15 protein-coding genes are annotated in these 22,402 nt (G+C 70.7%); 1 reads left to right on the plus strand and 14 read right to left on the minus strand.

Features of this window, described 5'->3' with window-relative positions; translation table 11 throughout:
* Positions 1–33: 33 nt before the first annotated feature.
* Positions 34–375 (plus strand): hypothetical protein, encoded by a 342-nt coding sequence (locus J7500_RS00750; protein ID WP_294059114.1) that lies wholly within the window; start codon positions 34–36, stop codon positions 373–375.
* A 412-nt stretch (positions 376–787) separates the two neighbouring features.
* On the opposite strand, the gene J7500_RS00755 is transcribed toward J7500_RS00750, so the two are convergent.
* The 14 genes from J7500_RS00755 to J7500_RS00820 are packed head-to-tail and all read right to left on the minus strand — an operon-like array spanning position 788 to position 22,402.
* Positions 788–3,607 carry a hypothetical protein gene (locus tag J7500_RS00755; protein WP_294059116.1) on the minus strand — a complete coding sequence of 940 codons (2,820 nt, stop codon included), beginning with the start codon at positions 3,605–3,607 and terminating at the stop codon, positions 788–790.
* A 10-nt stretch (positions 3,608–3,617) separates the two neighbouring features.
* Complete coding sequence (locus tag J7500_RS00760; RefSeq protein ID WP_294059118.1) at positions 3,618–5,771, minus strand: hypothetical protein; 2,154 nt, start codon at positions 5,769–5,771, stop codon at positions 3,618–3,620.
* Entirely contained in the window at positions 5,768–8,341 is a 2,574-nt protein-coding gene (locus J7500_RS00765; RefSeq protein WP_294059119.1) for a putative baseplate assembly protein, read from the minus strand. The genes J7500_RS00760 and J7500_RS00765 overlap by 4 nt, the downstream gene beginning before the upstream one ends.
* Complete coding sequence (locus J7500_RS00770; protein WP_294059121.1) at positions 8,338–10,839, minus strand: hypothetical protein; 2,502 nt, start codon at positions 10,837–10,839, stop codon at positions 8,338–8,340. Before J7500_RS00770 ends, J7500_RS00765 begins: the two co-directional genes overlap by 4 nt.
* On the minus strand, positions 10,836–11,195 hold the full coding sequence (locus J7500_RS00775) for a GPW/gp25 family protein (protein ID WP_294059122.1): 360 nt from the start codon (positions 11,193–11,195) through the stop codon (positions 10,836–10,838). The genes J7500_RS00770 and J7500_RS00775 overlap by 4 nt, the downstream gene beginning before the upstream one ends.
* Complete coding sequence (locus J7500_RS00780; protein WP_294059124.1) at positions 11,192–11,500, minus strand: hypothetical protein; 309 nt, start codon at positions 11,498–11,500, stop codon at positions 11,192–11,194. The genes J7500_RS00775 and J7500_RS00780 overlap by 4 nt, the downstream gene beginning before the upstream one ends.
* Positions 11,500–11,994 (minus strand): phage baseplate assembly protein V, encoded by a 495-nt coding sequence (locus tag J7500_RS00785; protein WP_294059126.1) that lies wholly within the window; start codon positions 11,992–11,994, stop codon positions 11,500–11,502. Before J7500_RS00785 ends, J7500_RS00780 begins: the two co-directional genes overlap by 1 nt.
* Positions 11,991–13,133 carry a hypothetical protein gene (locus J7500_RS00790; RefSeq protein ID WP_294059128.1) on the minus strand — a complete coding sequence of 381 codons (1,143 nt, stop codon included), beginning with the start codon at positions 13,131–13,133 and terminating at the stop codon, positions 11,991–11,993. The genes J7500_RS00785 and J7500_RS00790 overlap by 4 nt, the downstream gene beginning before the upstream one ends.
* Positions 13,130–13,426, minus strand: coding sequence for a hypothetical protein (locus J7500_RS00795; RefSeq protein WP_294059129.1), 297 nt, complete (start codon positions 13,424–13,426; stop codon positions 13,130–13,132). The genes J7500_RS00790 and J7500_RS00795 overlap by 4 nt, the downstream gene beginning before the upstream one ends.
* A 10-nt stretch (positions 13,427–13,436) precedes the next feature.
* Entirely contained in the window at positions 13,437–14,075 is a 639-nt protein-coding gene (locus tag J7500_RS00800) for a hypothetical protein (protein WP_294059131.1), read from the minus strand.
* Positions 14,072–18,952, minus strand: a complete 4,881-nt coding sequence (locus J7500_RS00805) for a hypothetical protein (protein ID WP_294059132.1) — start codon at positions 18,950–18,952, stop codon at positions 14,072–14,074. Before J7500_RS00805 ends, J7500_RS00800 begins: the two co-directional genes overlap by 4 nt.
* Entirely contained in the window at positions 18,949–19,209 is a 261-nt protein-coding gene (locus J7500_RS00810; RefSeq protein ID WP_294059133.1) for a hypothetical protein, read from the minus strand. The genes J7500_RS00805 and J7500_RS00810 overlap by 4 nt, the downstream gene beginning before the upstream one ends.
* Entirely contained in the window at positions 19,206–21,074 is a 1,869-nt protein-coding gene (locus J7500_RS00815; RefSeq protein ID WP_294059135.1) for an ATP-binding protein, read from the minus strand. The genes J7500_RS00810 and J7500_RS00815 overlap by 4 nt, the downstream gene beginning before the upstream one ends.
* Positions 21,071–22,402 (minus strand): Pvc16 family protein, encoded by a 1,332-nt coding sequence (locus J7500_RS00820; RefSeq protein WP_294059136.1) that lies wholly within the window; start codon positions 22,400–22,402, stop codon positions 21,071–21,073. Before J7500_RS00820 ends, J7500_RS00815 begins: the two co-directional genes overlap by 4 nt.

Consider the following 22,402-nt stretch of genomic DNA (forward strand, 5'->3'; position numbering starts at 1 on the left):
GCGCTTTCCCGTCCCCGTCCCGCTCCTCCGCGCATGCGCATCCTTCCGTTCTTCAGCGCGCGGCAGCCGCGACTCGACCTCGACCCAGAAGGCAAGATCGAAGCTGAGCCCGCGCCGACGATCGCGCCATCCGCGGTATTCTCATCGATGGGGATCGGCGCTGCAACACCGGCTTCCGACAGGCTCTGGCGGAGCGGCGAGAAGAGGTCGAACGCGCCGGTGTCCGGCCGCCGAGCAGGATCGTGTCTAGACCCTGCGGCCGGGCTCGGCCTGTGCGTCCCGCTTTCCGCCTTTGCGCCCGACGCTTTCATCCGCGAGACCGGCCCGCACCGGACGATCGCGATGCCGGGCCTCGAGTCCGAATTCCGTTTCTGAAAGGAGCTCGTTCATGGCTGCGACCCGCCCCTTTCCCCTCGCACCTCTGCTCCTGCTCCTTCGGTCACGACCAGGCTGGTCGACGCCGCGAGCGTGCTGGGGCTCGACAAGGTGTTCACTGCCAACATGACCGTTCGCGGCACGCCACTCTGCGGCGTCGGAACCTCTGTCCTGAGGATCAGCCGAGAATCGGAGCCGCCATCCCCAAACGAGCGTGGCGACGAAGAACCGATGGGAACTTCGCCGCCGTTGCCGCTCCAGGTTTCGACCCTAAACTACCATTCACAGAAACTGCCAAAGAACTGTACACGAATGTTCAGCACCAAAGCAAAACCGATCCAAGCAATCCCAGACCATTAGATGGTGGCTCGATGATAGTTTCACTTATCCGCTACAATGTCAAGCTTGATGCTCATATATTGTCGGTCGCTTTGCAACTTGCATCGAGGCGGTACCGCGTGACCCCACCGTCGGTATAATTTCCCTGTACCAACCACAGCTTGGCGCGCGAGTCGGTGCCATTGGTCCGCGTCACGGTGAAGGGGAACGGGCAGGAGCGGACCATATTGCCACGGATATGAAGCAGCGGGCCGAGCGTCCCGACCACGCGGACACCCTCGGCATGCAGCGCGTCGAAATGCTGCGCGCGCAGTTGCGTGGCGCGTGGATCGGCGAAATCCGGGTCCGCAGTCTCGCCGGCGATGTCGTTGTCGACGATCCAGCACCGCTCGGCATTGCCGACATAGATGCCGAACCGCACGACGTCGGTCGGCGCGACGCGGAGGCGGATCAGGTTGCGCTCGATCCGCAAGGTGCCGAGCGGCAGGCGTTGCTGCTGCACGCCGGCGTTCACGGCCACGCGGATGCCGCGCAGCGCACCCTCGATGCGGTTGCCCGCGATCGTCACATCGCGCGCATGGGTTCCGCCGACGACGATGGCGCTGTCGATCGCAGGAGCGACGAGCGTTCGGATCGTGTTGTAGAAGCGCTGGAAGCCCGCATAGGCCCCGCCGCCGAGCCGCGGCGTGCCGCCATGCACGAGAATGCGCGAGGCGAGCTGGCGGAGCCGCATCGAGAAGTCGCGCGCCTGCCCGGTGGGAAGCTCCAGCAAGAGCCGCCGCCGCAGCTCGCTATTGTCCGAAAACAGAGTCGTCGCGAAAAACGGCGTGTTGAACAGGTCGAGATCGACGACCTTGAACAGCCGTGCATCGACCCTGGTGGCCGGGCGCGGCTCGCGCGGGCCCGCCGAGGCATAGCTCACTGCCAGCCTCCCCACCGCCGCCGCCATGTGGAGATCCTGGGCCCAGCGATCGAGCGTGAGGGCAATCGCCTCGTTGCGCGGGCGGATGCGGTTGTTCTCGATGCGGAGGCAATCAGGGTCGATGACGATGATCCCGCCGGCCAGGTCGCCCGCGACGATGTCGCAATCCTCAATCGTCACATCGCCCCCGCCCCGTGCCGTCGAGCAGGCGACGCGCAGCGCAGCCGACTGTTTCCAGCGCCGCCCTCGCGCGATCAGCGTCGCGCGCAACACGCGGACGGGGCCGCTGCCCGAAACATCGACGGCGCCCCCCGTCCGGCCGAGCTTTTCGGGTACGCCCGGCGCTTCGGCCGCGACTACCAGGTCCGCCAGCTCGATCGAGAGGCAATTCTCGACCAACAGTGTCTGCGCCCCGTTGCGCCGCCAGAGCTTGCTGCCGGGCCCCACGCCGATCACCCGGACATGGCCCTTGCCGGCGATGCGCAGCGGCGCGGTCAGCTCGTAATTGCCGGTGGCGAGGCAGAGCGTGCCGTTGGCGCGCGGGGGGATCGAGTCGACCAGCGCCTGAAGGTCGGTACCAGGCGCCGCGTGCCAGGTGCAGCAATCGCCTTCGCGCTGCGCCAGCGCGTCGATCGCCTGCTGGACGTTGGCGGCGCCGAGGCCCGAGCGGCTGTCGTCGAAGCGTACCAGCTCGGCAGTGATGTCGGTGAGCGGCGGGAAGCGATCGCGCAGGTCCTGCGTGACGGTGATCGCATTGCCGTTGCGGCGAACCAGCGCGAGCGGCGCGCGATAGCGGCGTCCCTCCAGCGGCGCATAGAAGTCGACCGGCTGGCCGCTGACGACCTGACTCAAGTCCCCGGCGGGGTATGGCGGCCACAGCACGTCGCCGAGCACGGTACGTGCCGGAATCGTCCAGGCGCTCCCGACGGCATAATTGCCCGTCGCGAAACGGACGCGCACGCCGCGCGAGAGCCGCACCCAGGCGCCGTTGGCCGGCACGGCAACCGGCATGGCCGACCAGCGGCGGATGCGCGTGGTCGCGGTGATCTGCCCGGCCGCCACCCCGCCGATCGCGAGCTGGGCGCCGGGGGCGCTGGTGATCGAGCCCATCGGACCGGTCAACCCCGCACGTGCGCGGTCATCGTCGATGAGCTCGACCACCGCCCCGGTCGGGAACCATTCGGCGATGCGCGCCTGCGGCAGGTCGATGGCGAAGCCCGCTCCGGACGCCCGCAGGCTTGCTTCGCGTGAGGCATCCTCGGTCCATTTGAAGGTCGCCGCGCCGGCGGCGCCGGCATCGTGGATCTCGACGCGGTACAGGCGATTGAGCTGGTCGAGATAACCGGCTCCCGGAGCGATCCCGCACGGTCCCGGATCGGGATCCTGAGTGTCGACCCCGGCATCGAGACCGCCGGTCGTCCCGAGATACGGCAGGACATCCTGATTGCGGTCCAGCCCCTCGATCAGCGCGGCGCGAGCCACGCCCAGGCTGGCGAGCGGCGTGACTCGCACGGCCCAGCCGGCGACTTCGCGAACCGCCGTCTCCACGCCGTCGAGCGCAGGGTCGGACAGGTCCGGGCCGATCGCCGGCCGCAGCACCGCCTCGAGATGGACAAGGGCTTCCTGATTGTCGGGGATCGCGGCGTTCAGCGCGGGGAGGATGCCGGGCGGAAACTGCGCCTCATAGGCAAGCGTCGCCGGATTATGGAGCGGCAGGCCCTCCACATAGAGCGAACCCGCGCCGATGGTGAAGCTTCCGCCCGCCGCGGTGATGGCGAAGCCGGCGTCGTCGCGCGGCACGCCGTGCAGACCCACCACATGGCGCACGATCGCCTCGCTGCGGGCAGCGACGAGGCCGGCCTCTTCGTTGAAATCCGAATCGAGCAGCGGACGGCCCTGCTGGAGCAGCACGGCGCGTGTCGCCGTCCGCCCCGCCCGTACGCGGGTGTCGCGGGTGAAATCGCCACGCATCCTTCCCTCCCTAGCTCATGAGTTCTGTTGCGGAGGCCATGCCGAATGGCACCCATTCGACGAGATCGCGATCGAGCAGCCGCTTGCGGCGGTGGTAGCTCGTGCCGTTGCCGATCCCCATTTCGCCGCCGTTTTCCGCGCCGAGCAGTACGCCGTCGGGATTGGCGGGAACGAGCGCGCCATAGCCGGCGTCGGAATAGGCCAGGCTCTCGAAGACCGGCGCCGGCGAGCTGGTGTCACCCTCGCCCGGAAAGCAGCGATAGCGACGCGGAGTGACCGAGCCGCGCGGGATTGCGCTGTAGCGCGCGCAGCCCGATTGCAGGCGCCGCGCCGAAACCGGCGGGTCGGCGAGCGCGCGGTCGGGCCGCGCCGCGAAGATCGTGTCGTCCACTTCGTCGAAGGCGAGCAGCCGCGCATCGCCGATGATGGTGCAGCGCTCGGTCCACAGGATGCCGCCCGCCGTCTCGTCGAGCGCGGCAATGGCAGGGACGTCGGCCGCGCCGCTGTCGACCAGGCAATCGACCAGATCGATCTCAACCGCCGGAGCGACGCGGATCGCGCCGAGGATGGAGCGCAGCGCCAGCAGCTTGCAGTTGGGCTCCTCGATGCGGATGCTGCCGCTTCCGGGAACGACGGTGCAGTCGATGAGCGTGAGCTGGTGCAGCCCGTCGGCGAGCACGCGAATGGCGTCGCCCGACAGGCGCAACCCGCGCAGGGTGAGGATCGCGCCCTCGCCCTGCGCGATCTGCCAGTCCTGGGCCAGGATCAGCGTCGGCCACACCCCGTCGCCGCCGCGCAGCTCGACATTGGCGTCTGTAGGCAGGCTGGTCGAGGCCGGCGGCGCGAGCGTCCCCCCGAAGTCGATCCGCACCGCGGGCTGCTGGTCGAATGCGTCCAGTGCCTGCTCGAGAAGCGTGGCGACCTGCGCCGGGGCGGCGTCCTGCGCGAGCACGGCCGGCGCCGAGAAGTCGATCGGCACGGGCGGCCGCCGGTCGCGCGCGCCGAATGCCGCACGCATCCGCGCTTCCGATGCGGCGTCGGCGACTTCGCGCTGGGCACCCCCCACGCAAGGCTCTCGGCCGAAATGCAGCGCGGTGCCGAAGTGGTAGCGGACACGGATCGTCGTCGGATCGACCCCCGCGCCGCCGCCGGGCAGCAGGAAGCGCCCCCGCGTCGGGTCGATGCGGATGCGCCCCAGCTCGTCGGCCGAACCATTTGCATTCCACTGGCCGGGGCCGCCGTCATCGCCCAGGTCGCAGAAGCAGATCTGGTCCAGCGGCTGGTCGACGCCCGCGATCGAGATGAGGACGCTGTCGCCCGGTCCGTAATAATCCTCGGGAAAGTCGACCGCAGGGATGAGCGGGATCGGGCCAGGAATCTGGTCGGGCAGCAGGCGCGAGCGCAGGCGTTCCGAGTTGGAGAGATCGCGCGGGACGGACCAGAGCGCGATGTCGCGCCCGAGCGGGTCGAAGCGGAAGCGGCCCGCCTGCCCGCCGGCGACTGCGCTCGGCACCACTTCGCCGTGCGCGATGCTATGGCGCGTCCATACGCGCGCGCCGACATTCTGCGGGGCGAAGCGGCCGCCTTCGCGCATGTCGCGCAGTTCGGCGAGGTGCTGGCGGATCGTCGAGGGCAAGGCGAGCAGCCGGCCGGGCGCGCCGTTGATCGCCATCGTCATCGCGCGTCCGTCGCCCGGGAAATTCGGGTTGTAGGTCTGGACGACGTGCGCGGCATATTCGATCGCCTCTGCGGGGGCGACCATGATGTTGCGGGTGCGGTTGGCGAGCGCCCAGCTCGTGCCCTTGGCGCGGCGGTTGCGGATCGTGTCGGCGACTTGCTGCCGCGCCGATTCCGCATCGCCGACATCGAGGATGCGCGCGCCGACCAGCGCGCCGATATAGGGCACGACCCAATCGGCGCAGGTCTCGATGAACTGGTCCTCGTAGAGCCAGTCGACTTCCGCCTCGAGCAGGTCGAGCTGCTGGCCGAGCGCCGCGAGCAGCGTGACGAGCGGGCCTTCGGCGACGTCGGCGAGCGGATCGGGCGCGAGGAATCCCTGCGCGGCGGCGATCCGCACCGCCTGCTCATGGTCGCGGATGCGGAAGATGTCCGGGAGCAGCGCGAGCAACCGTTCGGCGGCGGTGGGGAAAGGCGCGCCGGTCATGCGGTCACCACCAGGTCGGGCCCGGCTGGGTGGAGGCTGAGCAGTTCGGCGGCAATGGGCGCGAAGCGCACGCCCGAACGCGGCGCCTCGGCAAACAACGTCTCCGCCAGCGCTGCCATCTCGCCCCGGTAAAGCGCGTCGAGGTCGATCCAGTCGATGCCGGGAACTGCTTGCAGTGTTGCAATCACCTCGGAGCGATAGACCGGCTGGCCGAGGCTGCGGCGGTCGAAGGAGAAGGCGTCCGCCAGCGCGGCCGCGACTGCGGCCTTGACTGCGTCCGGCACGAAAGCAGGGTCGATCCGGATCGCCGCCGCCACGCGGAAGGTGGCGGGGCGATAGGGCAGGATGGTCAGCGCGATCGCCTGATCGGACGCCTTGGCGATCGCGGCGCGCAGATTGTCGATGTCGCGCTGGGCGGGCACGTCCCCGGCGACCCCGGCAACGGTGAGGGTGATCGCGCGCGAGGTGCCGTTCCACGACCACACCGCCTGTGCCTTGGCGATGCCGCCGAAGGCACGGGCGAAGTCCTCATAGTCGCCCAGAGTCACGATCCGGTCGAGCGTCATGACCGAGAGCGGCGCATTGGCGCGTGCTTCCTCGAGCGTCTCGCTGTCGGCCGCGCCGGTGGCCGGGAGCGGATTGGTGACCGCCTTGACGCCCTGCGGCGCGCCCGAGAGCAGGCTGAGCTGCTCCGCGCGCACCATGCCCTCGCGGCCCAGGCCCTTGCGCCACCAGGCGACGACATTGTTCACGCCGCTGGGCAGGCGGCGGCCGTTGACCCCGCCGCCGAAGACGACACGCACCGAGCCGTCCTCGCCATAGCGCAGCTGGTAGACGCGATCATTCGGACCCGCGTCGCGGAGCGACGGGACCTCGGTCCAGAGCAGCCCGTCGACGCGGATGACGAGCGCGGCCGCGAGCCCTTTGGGATTGGCGGCGCCGATGTGCGTGAGCGGCGAGACCGGCAGCGTGAAGCTCTGGTTAGCCGAGGCTCCGTCACCGTGACCGATCGGCTGGCCCCCGCTCTCGCCATGTGTGGCCAGCGCGACATTGGCGTTCACCCGGACCGTGCCGCGCGCGAAGGGCCCGACGATCGACGAGGCGAGCGTGACCACGCTGCGCCCGTCGTCCAGCTCGACGTCGCCGATGACATGCACTTCGCTCTCGACGACGCCGGGCAGGTCCGACCGCTCGCCGGTGACCGCGACCGGGCGGCCGGGGAGAAGATCGGGCAAATAGCGGTCGAGGCGCAGCTCCGATCCCGCGACATCCTCGCTGACCGGAATGGGCGCGAGCGGCAGATCGCGGCTGTCGGCGAGTACCGTCACATTGGCTGACGAGATGGCCCAGCCCGAAGGCAGGCCGGACTGGAGGCCGACCTGGGTCACCCGGGCGGTGAGCTTGCCGACGCGCGCGCTGACCGTGTCGACGCTCGTCACCTTGGTGATGAAGGGCGCGCCGGCCGTGCGGTTGAAGGCGATCCAGCTTCCCGGGCGAAGCTCGGGATATTCGGCATCGAGCTTGATGCTGGTGGCGCCGACGGCGAGCGTGGGCGGCGCCGGGCTGGGCGTGGCGCCCGCCGCCGCTTCATTGGGCACGTTGTGGCCGAACACCGCGGCGCGCACCTTGAAGTGAAACAGGCCCTGCGGCGAAGGAAAGACCGGCAGCAGGAAGCGGCGCAGGTTGAGGTGCAGCGCAAGCTTGTGCGTGTCGATCCGCGCCGAGCGGAACTCGCTTTCGATGGCGACTTGCTTGCGGCGCTTGCCGGCGATCTCGCCCGTCACCAGCGCCGGTGCGAGCGCGTGACCGGCGAAGCTGGTCGTCAGCGGATAGAAGGTCATCAGCACCGGCAGGAAGATGAAGGGATTCACAGGCTGGGCAGTGAAGCTGATGCGTGTGGTCTGCGCCGGTGCATCGGCCGTCACGTTCTCGGCCCGGAACAGGTCCTTGCCCGTTCCCCGCACCAGCAGCAGCCAGTCGCCTCGCCGCACGTCGGTGATCACCCCCTGGCACAAAGCGGCATTCGCGTCGGCGACGTCCTGCAGCGTCTGGTCGCGGTCCATGCGCGGGCGCATGGCCGAGAGGTGCGGATGGCCGGTGATCGCTTCGACCGTCTCGAAAGTGACCATCGTCTCGCCGGGCCCAGGGATCGACTGGGCACGCGTGCCGACCGGGATCGGCACGTCGAGCGGCGCGCCGGGGGCATCCTCGAGCGTGAAGGCCAGCCAGGCCTCGGCGGCCTTGCCGGGCCGCAGCTCATAATCGATCAGGCGGGCAAGCGCGCGCAGCGAGCGGCGCTCGGTCGCAGTCTGCAGCGAGCCCTCATTGGCGATCCGCTCGGCATAGAAGCTGAGCACCTCGCCGGCGACCGCCCAGCTGTCGATGAGCGCGATCGTCGGGTCGGCGGGGTCGCGGCTGTTGAGATCGCGCAGATACCCGGTGTCGCGGGCGATGCCGTCGAGCATGGCCTGGCGCAGCGCGGCGTGGCGGCCATGCGCGTAGCTGACCGCGCGCAGCCCCGGCGGATTGTGGATCATGTCCAGAGGCTCGACCTGCTCGGGTGCGCTCATTGCCCGCCCTCCATGGTGAAGTGGACGACGCCCCGATCCGGAAAGTTCGGATCGTTCGCGAGGACCGGAATCTCATAGGCACCGATGTTCAGCGTGCCGTCGGCGAGCGAGACCGCATCGTCCGAGTGAACGCCCTGCCGGCACAGCGACGTGATCTCGACATGCGAGACGCCGTCGACCGCCTGTGCTGCGGCGTAGAGGCGCGACAGGCGGAGAGCGCTGCCGAAGCCGAGATTGTCGGGATGGAAGAGCGCCGGCGTGCCATCGGGCAAGTGCCCATCCGAGAAGAGCCGCATGAGCCGCTGCAGCACGGCGTCGCGCGGCACGCCGGCGCGCACGCACACCCGCATCGCGATCTCGATCGGCACGAGATTGGAATCGCGGAACTCCAGGATATGGCCGGCGAGGCGATAGCGCTCCAGCCGGTCGCGGAAGCGCTGCTCCAGAGCGGCATCGACGCGGCTCCCGCCGACCAGATCGACGAGCAGCACGATCGCGCGGGCGGCACCGGTCCATTGCTCGACGGCGCGCGCATTGGCGACGAGCGGGTCGCCCAGCAGCACGCGGACATAATCCTCGCCCGTGACGGCGCGCTCCTGCTCGCGCAGCATGATCGGGGCGCGCAGCCGCACCTGCGCGATCGTCTCCGGTTCGGTGCCACCGATCGCCGGCAGCGGATTGCGCACGGCCTCGACGTCGCCCGGCCGCGCCGTGAGGCCCGGGACGAGCGCGCCGTCGCGGTCGTGATGCGGATCGGACAGGAGATGCGCGATCGCCTCCGCCCCGACATTGCCCTGCGCGCCGTTGCCGAGCCGGTACCGGACCATGAACGGGCGATCGGCGTCGAAGGCCGCCTGATCCTCGATCGCTCCGGTGCGCAGCGTGGCGCGTCCGTCGTCGCCGATGTCGAGCACCAGATTCTGCCCCTCGGGGTCGAAGATCTCCTCGACTACCTTCCACAAGGGATCGCTGCCGGCCCCGGCATCGCTGCGCACGCCGAGCTCCGCCCTGGGGGTGCCGGCCGGGTGCAGCGTGCCGATCGCCGAGTCCGAGGCCAGCAGCGGCGCGGCCATGGTGATCGGTCCGCCGGACAGCGGCAGCTCGTAGCGGCGCCGTCCCGGCCGGCGGCGCGCGAGAATCTCTTCCGCGCCGCTCCATTCGCCATGATCGACCAGGATCATGTTGCCGCGCGCGACGGCCGTGGGCTGCCCGGGCGAGTGCGCCGGAATACCGTCGATCTCATCCCTGCTGTCCACGCGCGCGATCGGCAGATCGAAGGGCAGCGCGTCGGGGGCGCCCCAGGCCAGGGTGAGGATTTCGAGCGGGACGGGATTGCCGTTGTCGAGCCGGCCGACGGGATCGACCGAGGGCGTCACGCCGGTCAGTCGCACGACATGGCGGCGCTGCGGGTCGGGCGAGGCATTGCCGCCGGCATCGAGCACTTCCTCGATCAGCAGCAGGTCGCGTGGCTTGAGCGTGATGGTGCGGCCTTCGTCCACCACGGTGAGAGACGTGGTACCCTTGGGCAGGACGACGCGGTCGCCCTCCAGCCAATCGTGGATGCGAATGCGGTTGTGCGCGCTGCTGAGCCGCGCATCCTCCATCGCCTCGAAGATCGCGGCGCCCGCCGCCCGGGCTGCGAGCACTTCGGGCGTCTCGCCGCTGGCCGGCGCGACGCCGTGCGCGCGCGTCATGAACCGCGTGCCGATGCTGGCGGTGGCGAGCAGCGGCGCGAAACCGGCTGCGGGTGCGCGCAGGCGAACATGGACGAAGGCGCGCGCATTGCTGCCGTCCCCCATCCGATAGCCGACCAGCCGCGCATGCCGCTTGGCCGAAACGCGCAGCCGCGCCGTATCGAGATAGGCCTCGGTCGCAACGGCATCCTGGGCATAGGCCAGCCGGTCGGCGACCGAGGCCAGCATCTCGATGAGCGTGATTTCGGGTGAGGCGGCGCCCGCGTCGGTCCAGCCGGGCACGTGCTGCGCGAAGCGGTTGACCATGAGGCTGCGGAAACCGGCATAGTCGCGCGCCATATAGTCGATCGCGCCGTCGGCGGGCGGCAGCGGCGCGGGCGGCGCCTCGGCCTCGCAATCGAATCCCTGCTGGCAGGTCAGCCGGAAACCCACCGGAATGTCCGAGAGCAAAGGATCGAAATCGGGCAGCAGCGCGCCGTTTCGCCGAAGCGAAAGCTCGTAGATCGAGAAGTCGCCGCGCTCGGCAACGGTCAGGGTCAGGATATTTCCGGCGATCTCCGCGCGTGTCACCGCGACCTGCGGACGCCGCACGCCGCCGGCGATCGAGACGTCGCTGGCGCGGATCGGCGCCGGCGGCCCAGCCGGCGGGGCGAAGACCAGTTCGCAGACCAAGCGGATGGCACCTGCCGCTTCGGTCACTTCGACCGAGACGATTCCGTTTACGGGCGTCGCGCCATTGGCGGCGGCTTCGCGCAGGCGCGCGGCGCGGACCTCGCGCCGGATGTCGCCGCTCGGCCAGCTCATGTGGCGCTCCTCGAGAAGCTGGTCGAAACCGTCTCGCGGCTGGCGCGCAGGCGATAGTCGAGGTCGATGCGCAACACCGCGTCCTCGGCCGCCACGGTCAGGGTCTCGATGGTCAGAACATTGCCCAGCCAGCGCTGGACGGCCGAGCGCACCGTCATCTCCACGGTCACCGCCAGCTCGGGCGAATTGCCGAGGAAGACGAGCTGGTTGAGCCCGCAGCCGAAGTCCGGCCGGTGGACCCGCTCGCCGGGCGCCGTGAACAGCACCAGCTCGAGCATATCGCGCAGGTGCTGCGCCTCGTCCGACATGGCGCTGCGGCCGAGCTCGGCGCGATAGGGATGGGAAAGCCACTTCATGTCGCCATCACCCGCGTCTGCCCGGGCATGACGATGCCGGGGCCGGTTGCGATCGGGATGCTCGTCTGCACCAGCACCGGCTGACCCGATGCCTTCACCCGCAGCGCCGGCACGCTCCATGCGAGCGTCACGCACGGCGGCGTGGGCGAGCCGGTGAGCGAGCAGCCCGCGACCATGTGCTGGTCGCTCGCCACCGCCGCCGGACTGCCCGCGACCTTGACGCGCACCTGGCCGGGGACGTGCGTGCCGACGCCGGCGTGACCGCAATTGACGGGCGTCTGCGAGGTGATGATCGGTGCGCCCATCAGATCACCTCCAATGCGCCGCTGTTGATGCTCACCTGCGGCCCCGACAGCGCGATCTTGGCGCCCTGGCCATTGTCGATCTCGATGCCGCTGGGGCCGAGCGTCAGCTTGGCGCCGCTCGCCATCTTGATCTCGAGCATCGCGGCGCCGGGAATGTCGTCGAGCTTCACCTGGATGCCGTCGGTCTTGAACACGCGCGTCTGCTCGATCGCGGGCTGCGCCGGCGGCATTTCCTGCGAGCTCCAGAAGGTGCCCATCCAGACCGGGTCCTGCGGCGAGCCGCCCTCGAACATCACCCACACGTTCGCGCCGATCGGCGGGAGGCAGAAGCCGCCGATCCCGCCCTTGCCGCCGAACGGCGCGCAGGGCGCCGCCCAGGAGAGCTGCGACTGGCCCTGCACCCCCGGCACCTGCACCTGCAGCCGGCCGAGCTGCATCGGATCGACATTGCCGATCACCGTGCCGCGATAGATGCCGGGATAGGTCTCGCTCATGGCACCACCACCGGCGTGGTCGTGCCCAGCCCTTCGCGGCTGAGCTTGAAATGCTGCTTGTACTCGCCGCGCTTGAGCTGGTGCTTCACTTCGCGGACGAAATAGAGGCCGTCATGCGCGCGCCCGCACCCGCGCAGCCCGACGAGCTGGCGCGGCTGGAGCACGCGGCCGTAGCGCGTGCCGTCGAGGTCGCCCTCGGCGGTCAGCACCTGGGCAGAACGCTCGGCCTGGGCCTGCGCCTCGGCGATCGCGCCGGCGGCGGACCTTCCGCCGCGCGCCTCGTAGCGGCGCTCGCCCGCGGTCACCGGATTGGCGAGCGCGGATTCGGTCGCCAACGGCATGGCGAGCGGCGGCGTGGTGCGCACGGTGACCGACCGGTTGGTGCTGCGGTCCTGCACGTCGCCGGTGACGGCATGCGCGTCGGTCGCATTGTTCTGGAAGTCGATCGTCAGGACGTTCGAATCGGGACCCATGTTCACGGTCAGCGCGCTTTGCGGCAGCCCGATCCGCGGCTCGGGCCCGAAATAGCCGGTGCTGGTCATCGGCGCCGGGCCGGGCGTCACCGTGAAGATGCAGCCCGAGCGCTCGGCGAGCTGCTTGAGGAACTGGAGGTCGGTGCCCGCCTGGGTCGGAACGCGGTCGATCGGCAGGTCGACGTCCATGACCAGCGGCGGGATGATCATCGGGATGAGGCCGTGCTGGGCATAGCGCGCCATCACCAGCGCCGCGATCGCGGCCACCGGCATCGCGGGATAGCTTTCGGAGCGCTCGACGCGGTCCATCACCGCGCGCACATCCGCCGCGGTCACGGCGAGCGTGCCGTCGCCTTGCCCCTGGCCCGGATTGAGCTGGGTCTGGGTGACGATCCCGTCGAACAGCACGGCCGGGACGATGCCCAGCGTCAGCAGGACGACGATGCGCGAGCCGGCCTTGAGTCCCGCCTGGTTCATGATCGGATAGTCGGCGATGTCGGCCAGCGTCGATCCGCGGCCCGCCTTGAACTGCGCCTGCAGCGCCGAAGGCTCGTCGGTGCCGAGCGCGATCTCGAGCGTGTCGAGCGCGTCGAGCGCGCTCTGCGGCAGCGGGATCGGCAGGCCGGGGCCGGCGAGGACCGTGAGATGGACGCCGAACAGGTTCATCTGCCGGGCTCCGGCAAGGGCACCTTGAGCCGCTGCAGCCCCGGCTCCTCGAGGTCGCCGGGATGGATCAGCCGGTGCGCGTCGGCGATGCGCCACCACGCCGTGGATACGCCCTGGACGCGGGCGGAGAGGAGATCGAGCCGCTCGCCCGGCGCCATCTGGGCGATGCCGGCGATGGTGAGCGAATCGGGCTCGGGCAGGAAGCGCCGGGCGAGATAGGCGACGGGCTGGCCCGCCGGGCCGATCCGGGTGCGGATCTCGCTGCTGGCGTAGCGGCCGTCGGGATCGTTCATGCCCATCTCCTCACAGGATCCGCTGGCCGGCGCCGAGCACGGCGTCGAGCGAGCTGGCGGTCGCGACGCGCGCCATCGCTTCCTTGGCGACCTGCTGCGCGAGGCTGATCTGGTAGCCGGGGTGCGTGAACGGCAGGTCCGAATAGGTCAGCACCTTGAGGCCCAGCGAGACCTTGGCGCGGATCGGGCGGAGGCCGGGCTCGAACTCGTCCTCGGTGACGCCGAACTCGGCGATGCGCACCGGGAGGATGCGCTGGCTGCCGAATACGAAGAGCGTGAACGGCGCCTGCGGCGGGATCAGCTCGATCGTGCCCATCTGGGCGAGAATGGTGTTGGCGATGACCAGCTCGGTCGGCGGGGCGATGAGCATCTCGAGCGCGGCGAGCTGGCGCTGCACGCCGCCCGAGGCGTCGTTCACGTCGCTGTCCGCCCCGTCGAGCTCGATGTCGAGCTTGATCGTCTCGTTGGGCGCGCCGGCGATGCGGAACGCCTCCTCGCCCGCCGCATCGCCCCCGCCCGCGGTGCGCACCTCGAGCGTGCGCGTGAGCGTCACCGGATTGTACTGGAAGACGATCACGTTCGGGATCGGGTTGGGTAGCCGGAACGACACGATCGCGCCGCGCAGCGTGCGGGGGGAGAGGGGGGTCATCCGACGACCCCCCTGATGTCGCGAAAATCATTCTGGAGGCGCCCGAACGAAGCCGTTGCTCTCGACAGGACCTGGGCCAGCGTCTCGTCGTCGCCGGATGCATCCTGATAGGTCGTGAAATTGGCGACATCGCCGCCGATCGCGCTCTGCAGGATGGTCTCCTCGACGAACCCTTCGACGGCACCGATGATCGTACGGATCGAGGCGCGCGAATCCGAAGTGCCGGCATTGGCATTGGCCTCGAAGAAATTCCGCAGGGCATTGTGCCATCCCGGCTGCCCCTTGGTCTGGCCCACGGAGCGCGTGCTCAGCGCGTCCTCTTCGGCCCGGGCATAGAGGGCGCCGCTGTGGCCTTGCAGCACGACGACGTTCCGGTGGACGACGGTGCCATCGGGTTGCGGGACATTGGCCGGGAAAGCCCTCCGATAAGGGCCTTCGGGCTTGAAGATCAGCATCCGGGTCGGCGTGCGCCAGCGGTTCTGCGCAGTCACCCACAGCGACACGGTTTCGCCGGCCTCCTCGGCTGTCGCACCCGTAGCGGACGCGATGCGCAGGATGTTGGGAATATAGTTGCTGGGGATCCACTCGTGCATGGCCGGCATGACGTCGCGGAACAGGTCCTTCATATAGTCGACATTGGCCTGATTGCCCCATGCCGCCTCCAGGGCGCTCTCGGTCATCGTTCCTGACCGCCGGGTAAGCGCCATGGCATTCATGAACGGGATGATCCCCCCGGCTGCGCTGACGGCGGCAACCAGCGCCGGATCGCGCTCGCCGGCGCTCGTCGCGAGAGAGGTGGTGGCTTGGGCCACGGCCGCGATCAGCTCCGGCATGATGTTGCGGAAGGTGCGGCCGTTCGGACGAAGGATGAGTTCTGCCGTGGCGGCGTGCAGCGCGCCGTATGCGCCCGGCGCCGTGGCCGTGACATTTTCCGCGAGAAGACGCAGCACCGCCTCGGGCGTCGCCGCTCTCCGCTGACCGTTCGGGTCCTCGGCCGGTCGCCGCTCCAGCCCGGTCTTGTGACCGGTGAGGGCCTGGGTCGCCGCCTCGCGGGCAGCAGTGGGAAAGGCGGCACTTTGGGCGAGATATGGCTGGGCGAACAGCGCATAGGTCGATTTGAGGCGTGTCTCGACCCCAGCCCAGTCGGGGCTGGCGGCATAGAGGCCCACATCGCGACGCAGCTCGCGATTGATCCCGTTCCGGGCGTCGGGATGCAGCGCGTCGATCTGCGCGCGATAGCGCTCGATGAAGGCGTCGGTCCCCCCACCGATGTTGTCGAAGATTTGCTTGAGGACGGGCCCCAACCGTTCCTCGATGCTCGTCGCGCGATCGACAACCGCAGTGGCGGCCGCGGGCGCTGCAGGTGCAGGGTGGGCGGGACCCGGCGCGGTAGCTGCCGCCGACGCCGTTGCCGCGGCGGCCTGGTCCGCGATCGGATCAAGCTGGTTCAGCAGCGTGCGCGCTTCGCCGATCTTGGTTTCGGCAGTGGCCTTCTTCGTGGCGTTGGGCTCGGACGCGGCCATTCCAGCCAGCGTATCGAGCCACTGCCCCAGCGGACGCGGATCGGAGCGCAGCATGACGGTCGCTCCGCCCGCCCCCGTGCGGTCGATCGAGAGCGTGTGGTCCTCGCCCTCCGCAACGTCGACGCGTACCGGGTGGCCGATCTGGCCCGGCGCCCCGCCGGCGGCGGCTGCGGCCTCGACCGCGGCGCGCTCTTCGGCGGCGGGGCCGCGGCCGCGGCGGAGGCCGAGCGTCTGCAAGATGCGCTGGAGCATGGCATCGACTGCGTCGGCGATGCGCTGGCGCAATTGCTGGATGATCTCGCGCACCCGCGCCGCGACGCCGGTGACGCCGAGCAGGCTCATCAGCAAGTCGATGACCACGGGCACGAGGTTGCCGAGCACCGCCTCGACCGCCAGCTTGCCGGGCTCGAGCACGCCGGCGGCGATATTGGCGATCGCGCCGACCACGGTCTGCACGATGCCGAACAGGCGCTGCAGCTGGCTGCTGACGAACTGGTAGATGTTCCAGATCGTCATCACCAGCTTGACCAGCGCGCCGACCGGATTGAACAAAGAGGCGAGCCAGGTGATCGCCGCCATGATCACCCGCTCCATGACGAACTCGCGGATCGAGGCGAGCACGCTGTCGCGCAAGCTGGCGAGCGACTCCTGGATGCGGTTCCACAGGCCGCTCCACCCCTCGGTGATGAGCGTGCCGATCCAGCTGGCCATCATCTCCAGCCGCTCGACATTCTCCGGCCCGATGATGCGCGCCGCGCGCTCGCGCACGAAATCCCAGGTGAGGCCGAGGATCTGGCGGGCGAGGTCGAGGACGGTCCAGAGGTTCCACTCGTTGGGGATCTGGATGTCGCCGAGCGCCCCGGTGAGCCAGCCGATGATGCCGCGCCGCAGATGCTCGCCGAAATGATCGGCGAAGAGCTGCACCCCGCCGACCACCACGTCGATCATGTTCGAGACGAACTGGCCGGGATCGTTAACGATGGTCGAGACCGCCTCGGAGGCCTGGGCGATCATCGCATGGAAGGCGGCGGGATCGATGCCGAGCACCGAAAGCACGGCATCGAGGACCTTGATCAGCAACGCCCCCCAATCGCCGGTGAGCGCAGCCTCCAATACGGCGAGCGCCGCGTTGATCGCGCCCTGGAAGACGTCGAGCAGTGCGTTCACGGCGCTGGTGAGCGCGGCGGCTATCGCATTGACCGCGCTGACGAGGCTCTGCGCGACGCTGTCGATCGCGCTGTTGACGCGATTGACGGCGCTGTCGATCGCCTCGTTCAGCGCGCGCGCGAGCTCGGGGAAGATCTCGCCGAGCAGCCCGTCGACCAGCCCCTTGAGCAGCTCGCCGAGCGCGCTCACGAGCGCCTGCAGCGCCTGGGAGATCGCCTCGATCAGCCCGACGACGGCGCGGCGGGCGAGATCGATCAGCCCGGTGATGGCGCTGCGGACGGCGTCGAAGATGCGGTTGACCAACGAGACCAGCGCATCGAAGGCATCGCGGATGAAGTTGACGGCGCGCTCCCACCAGCTCGCCTCTTCCGACTCCCTTTTCTTGCGCTGGCGCTCGCGCTCGGCGTCTTCCTCGCCCTTGCGGATCTCGGCCTCGGCGTCGCGCTCGGCCTCGTCGTAGCGGTCGTCGATCCGGCGCTGGCCGGCATCGACTTCGCGCTGCGCCTCGGCCCTTTTATCGCGGCGCGCGCGCGAGGCCTGGCCATTGACCTCGGCCATCTGGCGGTTCTGCTCGTCGACGGTTTCCTGGCGCTTGTCCTGGATCGCCTGGCGCTCGTCCGCGACCGCCTGGCGCTGGCTGCCGTCGGCTTCCTGCTCGGCCGCCTGGCGGTCGGTCTCCGCGGTGTCCACGGCCTGCTGATGCGCGGTGTCGCGCGTATCCTGCGCGCGCGCCATCTCCTGCCGCGAGGTCTCGGCGCTGGCCTGCATCTGGGCGGCCGACGCGGTGTCGAAGCTGGCGACGACGCTGTCGGGCAGCGCCATCGCCTGGAGCTGCGCAGCCTCGGGCGCGGGCTGGAGCCCCTCGGTCTGCGGGCCCGGAAAGGCAGGCGCGGGCGCGCTGGCGTTGAGCGCGCGCGGCACGACCTGCTCGGGGCCCGGCCCGTCCATCACCGCCTGCGCGGCTTCCTGTCGTACCGCCGATGCCTGCTCGCGCTGCGCACCGACGGCATCGTCGAGGCGCTGCGGATCATTGGCGCCGTCGAGCGGGACTGCGGCGCGATCGGCGACGCGTGTCTCGATGCCGGGATTGGCGGTGGAGACGGCGTCGAGGCTTTCCTCGACGCGCTCCGCGGTCGAGCTTTCGGTGAAGCGGCGCTCGATCGCGGGGCCATAGGCGGGATCGACGCGCAGCTGAGGCTGGACCGGGCCCTCGGGCACCAGCACGGTGGGGTCTGCGGCGGCGTCGAGCTCGATGTCGGGCGCGTCGGCCGGCACCGCCACCGGGCGCGGCATCGGAAGCGGCCCGTCGCCGCCGCGGCTCTCGACTTCGATCACCGGAGTCGCTTCGCCAAGCTTGGCGTTGGACGCAGTGGCGGCGTCGCCGAGGCGCGCGCCGAGCTCGGGCTGGACGGCGGCCTGCTGCGAGGGAGCCATGGTGCCATAGGCGGCCATGACGGCTTCGGGACTGTCGGCGGCAGCCAGCGCCTCGCGTGCGGCGGCGGCGGCGGCTTCGCGCTGGGCGGCGACCTCGGGGTCGAGCGTGGGTTCTACGAATTCGGGCGGAGTGAAGGTGGGGGCGATGTCGCCCTGCGCGGCTTCGGGGGCAGCGGCTTCGGGGGTGGGCGCTGCTTGGGCGGTCGGCGGTGCGGGCGTGGCCGGGGTGGGGCTTTCGGGAGCCGGTGCGGGCTGGGGCGCCGCGTCGTGGACGGGCGTGTCGGCGAGGCGGCGGAGCGACACGACGCCGGGCGGGAGCGTGCCGTGGACCGGATCGTGCGCGACCTGGGCGGTGTTCTCGCCCGCCTGGGCCTCGACTTCGGCGGGCGCCGATTCGGGGAGCACGGGCACATGCGCGAGCCGGTCGATCAGGGTGGGCAGGTCGTTCGCCAGCGCCGGTGCGCCGCCCTGCAGCTGCTGAAGCGCATGGGCGACTTCGTGCGCGACGAGATCGGGGCCGACCTGCTCGTTCGGCAGGAAGACCACGCCGTCGAGGCTTGCGCCCTTCGCGCCGCGGCGGCGCAGCGACTCCGCCACCGCCGGGCCGACCACCACCGGGATGTGCGCGGCACGCCCGCCGTAGCGGCTGACGATGATGCCGCGGTGCGGCAGCGGCACGGCGCGCGCGCCGCGATCCGCACGCGCGGTGGCGGTGGGGGCGGCCGAGGCGCGGAGGCGGGCCTGCGCCTTCATGCGGGGCCTCCGTGGGTCAGGCGCGCGCGGTCGCGGACGTTGCGGGCGATGGCCTGGCCCAGGTCCTCGCCGCGCATCGCCGGGTCGAGCTCGAGGACAAAAGCGCCGAGCGTATCGCTCCAGCCGATGCCGGCGGCGCGATCGGCTTCCCACAGCCGGCCGACCTCGCGGTGGAAGGCGGCGGCGACTCGCGCGCCCTCGGCCGCGCTCGCGCCGGGGAGGAGGAATTCGCCGAGCTCGATCACGGCGCCGCTCATGACCAGCACCTCGCCTCGATCTCAGCGACGGGGCGGCCGAGCTTGAGATATTCCTCGCGCGCGGCATCGAGGACATGGTCCATGGTCAGCGCGTCCCCCGAGCCCTGCGCCGCTGCGCGGAAGGCGGCGCCCAGCGCGATGTTGCGGATGATGCCGCCCGAGAGCGGCAGGCGGGCGAGGCGGGCGCAGTCGAGCGCGGCGGCGTCGAGGCCCGGGGGAAAGGCGCGCTCCCAGATGCGGCGGCGCTCGTCGATGCCGGGCATGGGGAATTGCAGGATGAAGCGCAGGCGGCGGGTGAAGGCCTCGTCGAGCGCGTCGCGCAGGTTGGTGGTGAGGATGGCGAGGCCGGCGAAGCCCTCCATCAGCTGGAGCAGATAGCCCACTTCCATGTTCGCATAGCGGTCGACCGCGTCGCGGACCTCGCTGCGCTTGCCGAAGATGGCGTCGGCCTCGTCGAACAGCAGCACGCCCCCGCCCGCCTCGGCGGCGGCGAAGATGCGGCGGAGGTTCTTCTCGGTCTCGCCGATATATTTGCTGACGATCGCCGAGACCTCGACGCGGTAGAGGTCGAGCCCGAGCGCGCGCGCCACCGCTTCGGCCGCCATGGTCTTGCCGGTGCCGCTCTCGCCCGAGAAGAGCGCGGCGATGCCGAGGCCGCGCCCGCCCGCGGCGGTGCCCGACCATTGATCGAGGATGCGGTGGTGGACGCGCGCGGCGGAGACGATCGTCTCGAGCGTGCGGCGCGCATCATCGGGCAGGATCACGCGGTCGAGCGTCACGACGGGCTCGATGCGATCGATGAGCGCCATGTCGCGCGGGCGGGCAGCGTCGCGCGCGGCTGCCCAGAGCCGCGCGGGCTCGTCGCGTCCATGCGCCGCGGCGAGCGCGGCGATGGCGGGAGTCGAGAGGCGGAAGCGCGCGGCGAGCTCGTCCAGCCGGCCGGCATGCGCGGCCTGGGCGTCACCGAGCGCAGCCCCCCAGGCGGCGCGGCGCTTGCCGCGATCGTGCTGCACCGAAATTCGGTGCGCGCCCAGCAGCGGCGGCGGCGCGTCGAGCCCCGCGAGGATCACCGGCCCGGTCCAGCCCATGAGCTGCGCCGGGGACGTAGCCCCGTCGCAGACCAGCACGAGCCCGAGGCCATGCAACAGGCTGTCGCGGAGCCAGAGATTTTGGAGCTGATCAAGCTCGTCGACAATCTGGGGGAGGCGCGCGGCGGGGAGGACGAGGGCGCCGAGGCCCGCGCGCCGCAGCCCCTCGATCGCATGGCCGATCGCTTCGCCGACATCCTCGCACGCGAGCGCGACCGGGGGCGCCGAGAAGCGGACGTCGATCCGCGCGGCGATCTCGGCGACGGTGGCGTCGTCGGTCGGCGCTTCGTGAGGCCCGATCGCCAGCGAGAGCGCCGCCAGCGCGGGTGCCAGCTGCGAGACGCCGCTGAGGAAGTGCAGCACGGGCTCCTCGACCCACATCGGCCGTTCGGTAAAACGCCCCTCCCCGCCGATCGCGAGAAGCCGCGCGCGGCGCAGCGCGCCGTCCGGCCGCAGCGCCTGCCAGTCGAGCCCGTCGCAGACGCGCATCGCCAGCGCCACGCTCGGCGGACCGGAACCGATCCGCGCCACCAGCCCCGCGGTGGTGCCGCACAGCTCGGCCGCGGCGGCGAACAAGAGGCACTGGCGCTCGGGGTCCGACAGAGCGAGCCGCCGGCCGAGCTCGAGCAGGAGCGGTGCAGGGCAGGATTCGGCGTCGACCGGATCGGGCGCCTTGCAGCCGGCCAGCTCGGCGAGCCGCTCGTGCAGGCTGTCGAGCGCCGCGGCGACCTGCGCACCATCGCGGCGGACCGAGAGCGGGATGGCGGAGACGGTCATGCCGGCACCGTCAGGACAGGTCCGGTGACGCCGCCGCCGTCCTCGGTGAGCGCGCTTTCGGCGCCGTCGACGACGACGCGGGCGAGATAATCCCCCTGGCGCACGCCGCTGATCGGGATGACGCGCTGGTCGACCGAGGACTCCGGCACGCCGGGCGCCGGCTGCGGCGCCGTGAACGAGAAGGAGGCGAAGCGGCCGTCCGCGCCGGCCGCGGTGGCGTTGAGCATCAGCTCGCAGCGTTGATGGCTGCCGACGTCGACGTCGAAACGCGCGGTCACGTCGAAGCGCACCGCGCCTTGCGGACTGACCTGGCGATTGCCGATGGTGAAGCCGTTGGCGGGGCGCAGCACCGGGCGGATGGCGAGCGGCACGAGATTCGAGCGCTCGCCCGCTATGGTGCCTGTCGCGGGCGGCGGGAGCGAGCCCGGCGGCTTGGGCCATTCCTGGCGGACCTGGAGCGAGACCAGCCCGGGCCGCAGGTCGGCGGGGAGATCGACTTCGAGCCGATCGCTGCGCAGGCGCGCCGGATCGGCGGGCACGAGGACCGCGCCGACCACGACCGCAGTGATGTCGCCGCGCAGGCCCGAGCCTTCGAGACGCAGCACCTCGCCGGGCGAGGCGATCGCCCGTTCGGCGAAGGGCCCCGCCGCGCCGGCGGCGAGCAGCACGCGATCAATGCTCGGGGCGCGCAGCAGCGTCACCGAATAGCGGCCTTCGCGCACCGGCGGGGCAGTCGCGGCGCGGCGGCGGCTCTCCATGAGCAGCGTGCCGACGCGATAGATCATGCCGGTGCGCACCCCGCTGTTGAAGGTCGACCAGATTTGCGAGAAGGCCTCCAGCTCGTGGAACATCGGCTCGACGGTGATCGGCGCGGGCTGATCGGCCAGATCGAGCAGCGCCTGCGGAAGCGGCGACCCGTTGGGGAAGTTCGCCGCCGCCATCGCCTGCAGCCGCTCGCGCGCGAGCATGGGCGTTTCGTGAAGCCCGAGCAGCGCGAGGCCGAGCGGGGCGTCGCCCGCCGAGCTGTCCTGGCCATAGACGCCGAGCACATAGAGCACGTCGAGCGCGAGCAGCGCGCTGGCCCGGCGCTCCCCGCTCGGGGCATAGGCGGCGCCCCGGCTCGACATCCAGGACGTGTTGGGCGTCAGCCGCCAGGGATAGATGGTGAGCGTCGCGCGCGCCGGATTGGCCGTGGCCATCTGATCGGGCGCGCGCGTGACGACGTCGAACTGGCCGGTCTGCTGCACATCGGCGGCATCGTTGATGCTCTGCTGGATGCAAGTCCGCATCGCATGATTGAGTGCGGCGAGGGCGAAGCCGTCCGGCAT

The organism is Sphingomonas sp. (assembly GCF_017744835.1).
Lineage (GTDB): Bacteria > Pseudomonadota > Alphaproteobacteria > Sphingomonadales > Sphingomonadaceae > Sphingomonas.

Bases quoted from the DNA above. Each gene is read 5' to 3' on its own strand.
- J7500_RS00800 (WP_294059131.1), bottom strand. From the start codon at position 14,075: ATGACCCCCCTCTCCCCCCGCACGCTGCGCGGCGCGATCGTGTCGTTC.
- J7500_RS00760 (WP_294059118.1), bottom strand. From the start codon at position 5,771: ATGACCGGCGCGCCTTTCCCCACCGCCGCCGAACGGTTGCTCGCGCTG.
- J7500_RS00810 (WP_294059133.1), bottom strand. From the start codon at position 19,209: ATGAGCGGCGCCGTGATCGAGCTCGGCGAATTCCTCCTCCCCGGCGCG.
- J7500_RS00775 (WP_294059122.1), bottom strand. From the start codon at position 11,195: ATGAAGTGGCTTTCCCATCCCTATCGCGCCGAGCTCGGCCGCAGCGCC.
- J7500_RS00815 (WP_294059135.1), bottom strand. From the start codon at position 21,074: ATGACCGTCTCCGCCATCCCGCTCTCGGTCCGCCGCGATGGTGCGCAG.
- J7500_RS00780 (WP_294059124.1), bottom strand. From the start codon at position 11,500: ATGGGCGCACCGATCATCACCTCGCAGACGCCCGTCAATTGCGGTCAC.
- J7500_RS00820 (WP_294059136.1), bottom strand. From the start codon at position 22,402: ATGCCGGACGGCTTCGCCCTCGCCGCACTCAATCATGCGATGCGGACT.
- J7500_RS00750 (WP_294059114.1), top strand. From the start codon at position 34: ATGCGCATCCTTCCGTTCTTCAGCGCGCGGCAGCCGCGACTCGACCTC.
- J7500_RS00765 (WP_294059119.1), bottom strand. From the start codon at position 8,341: ATGAGCGCACCCGAGCAGGTCGAGCCTCTGGACATGATCCACAATCCG.
- J7500_RS00790 (WP_294059128.1), bottom strand. From the start codon at position 13,133: ATGAACCTGTTCGGCGTCCATCTCACGGTCCTCGCCGGCCCCGGCCTG.
- J7500_RS00755 (WP_294059116.1), bottom strand. From the start codon at position 3,607: ATGCGTGGCGATTTCACCCGCGACACCCGCGTACGGGCGGGGCGGACG.
- J7500_RS00785 (WP_294059126.1), bottom strand. From the start codon at position 11,994: ATGAGCGAGACCTATCCCGGCATCTATCGCGGCACGGTGATCGGCAAT.
- J7500_RS00805 (WP_294059132.1), bottom strand. From the start codon at position 18,952: ATGAAGGCGCAGGCCCGCCTCCGCGCCTCGGCCGCCCCCACCGCCACC.
- J7500_RS00770 (WP_294059121.1), bottom strand. From the start codon at position 10,839: ATGAGCTGGCCGAGCGGCGACATCCGGCGCGAGGTCCGCGCCGCGCGC.
- J7500_RS00795 (WP_294059129.1), bottom strand. From the start codon at position 13,426: ATGAACGATCCCGACGGCCGCTACGCCAGCAGCGAGATCCGCACCCGG.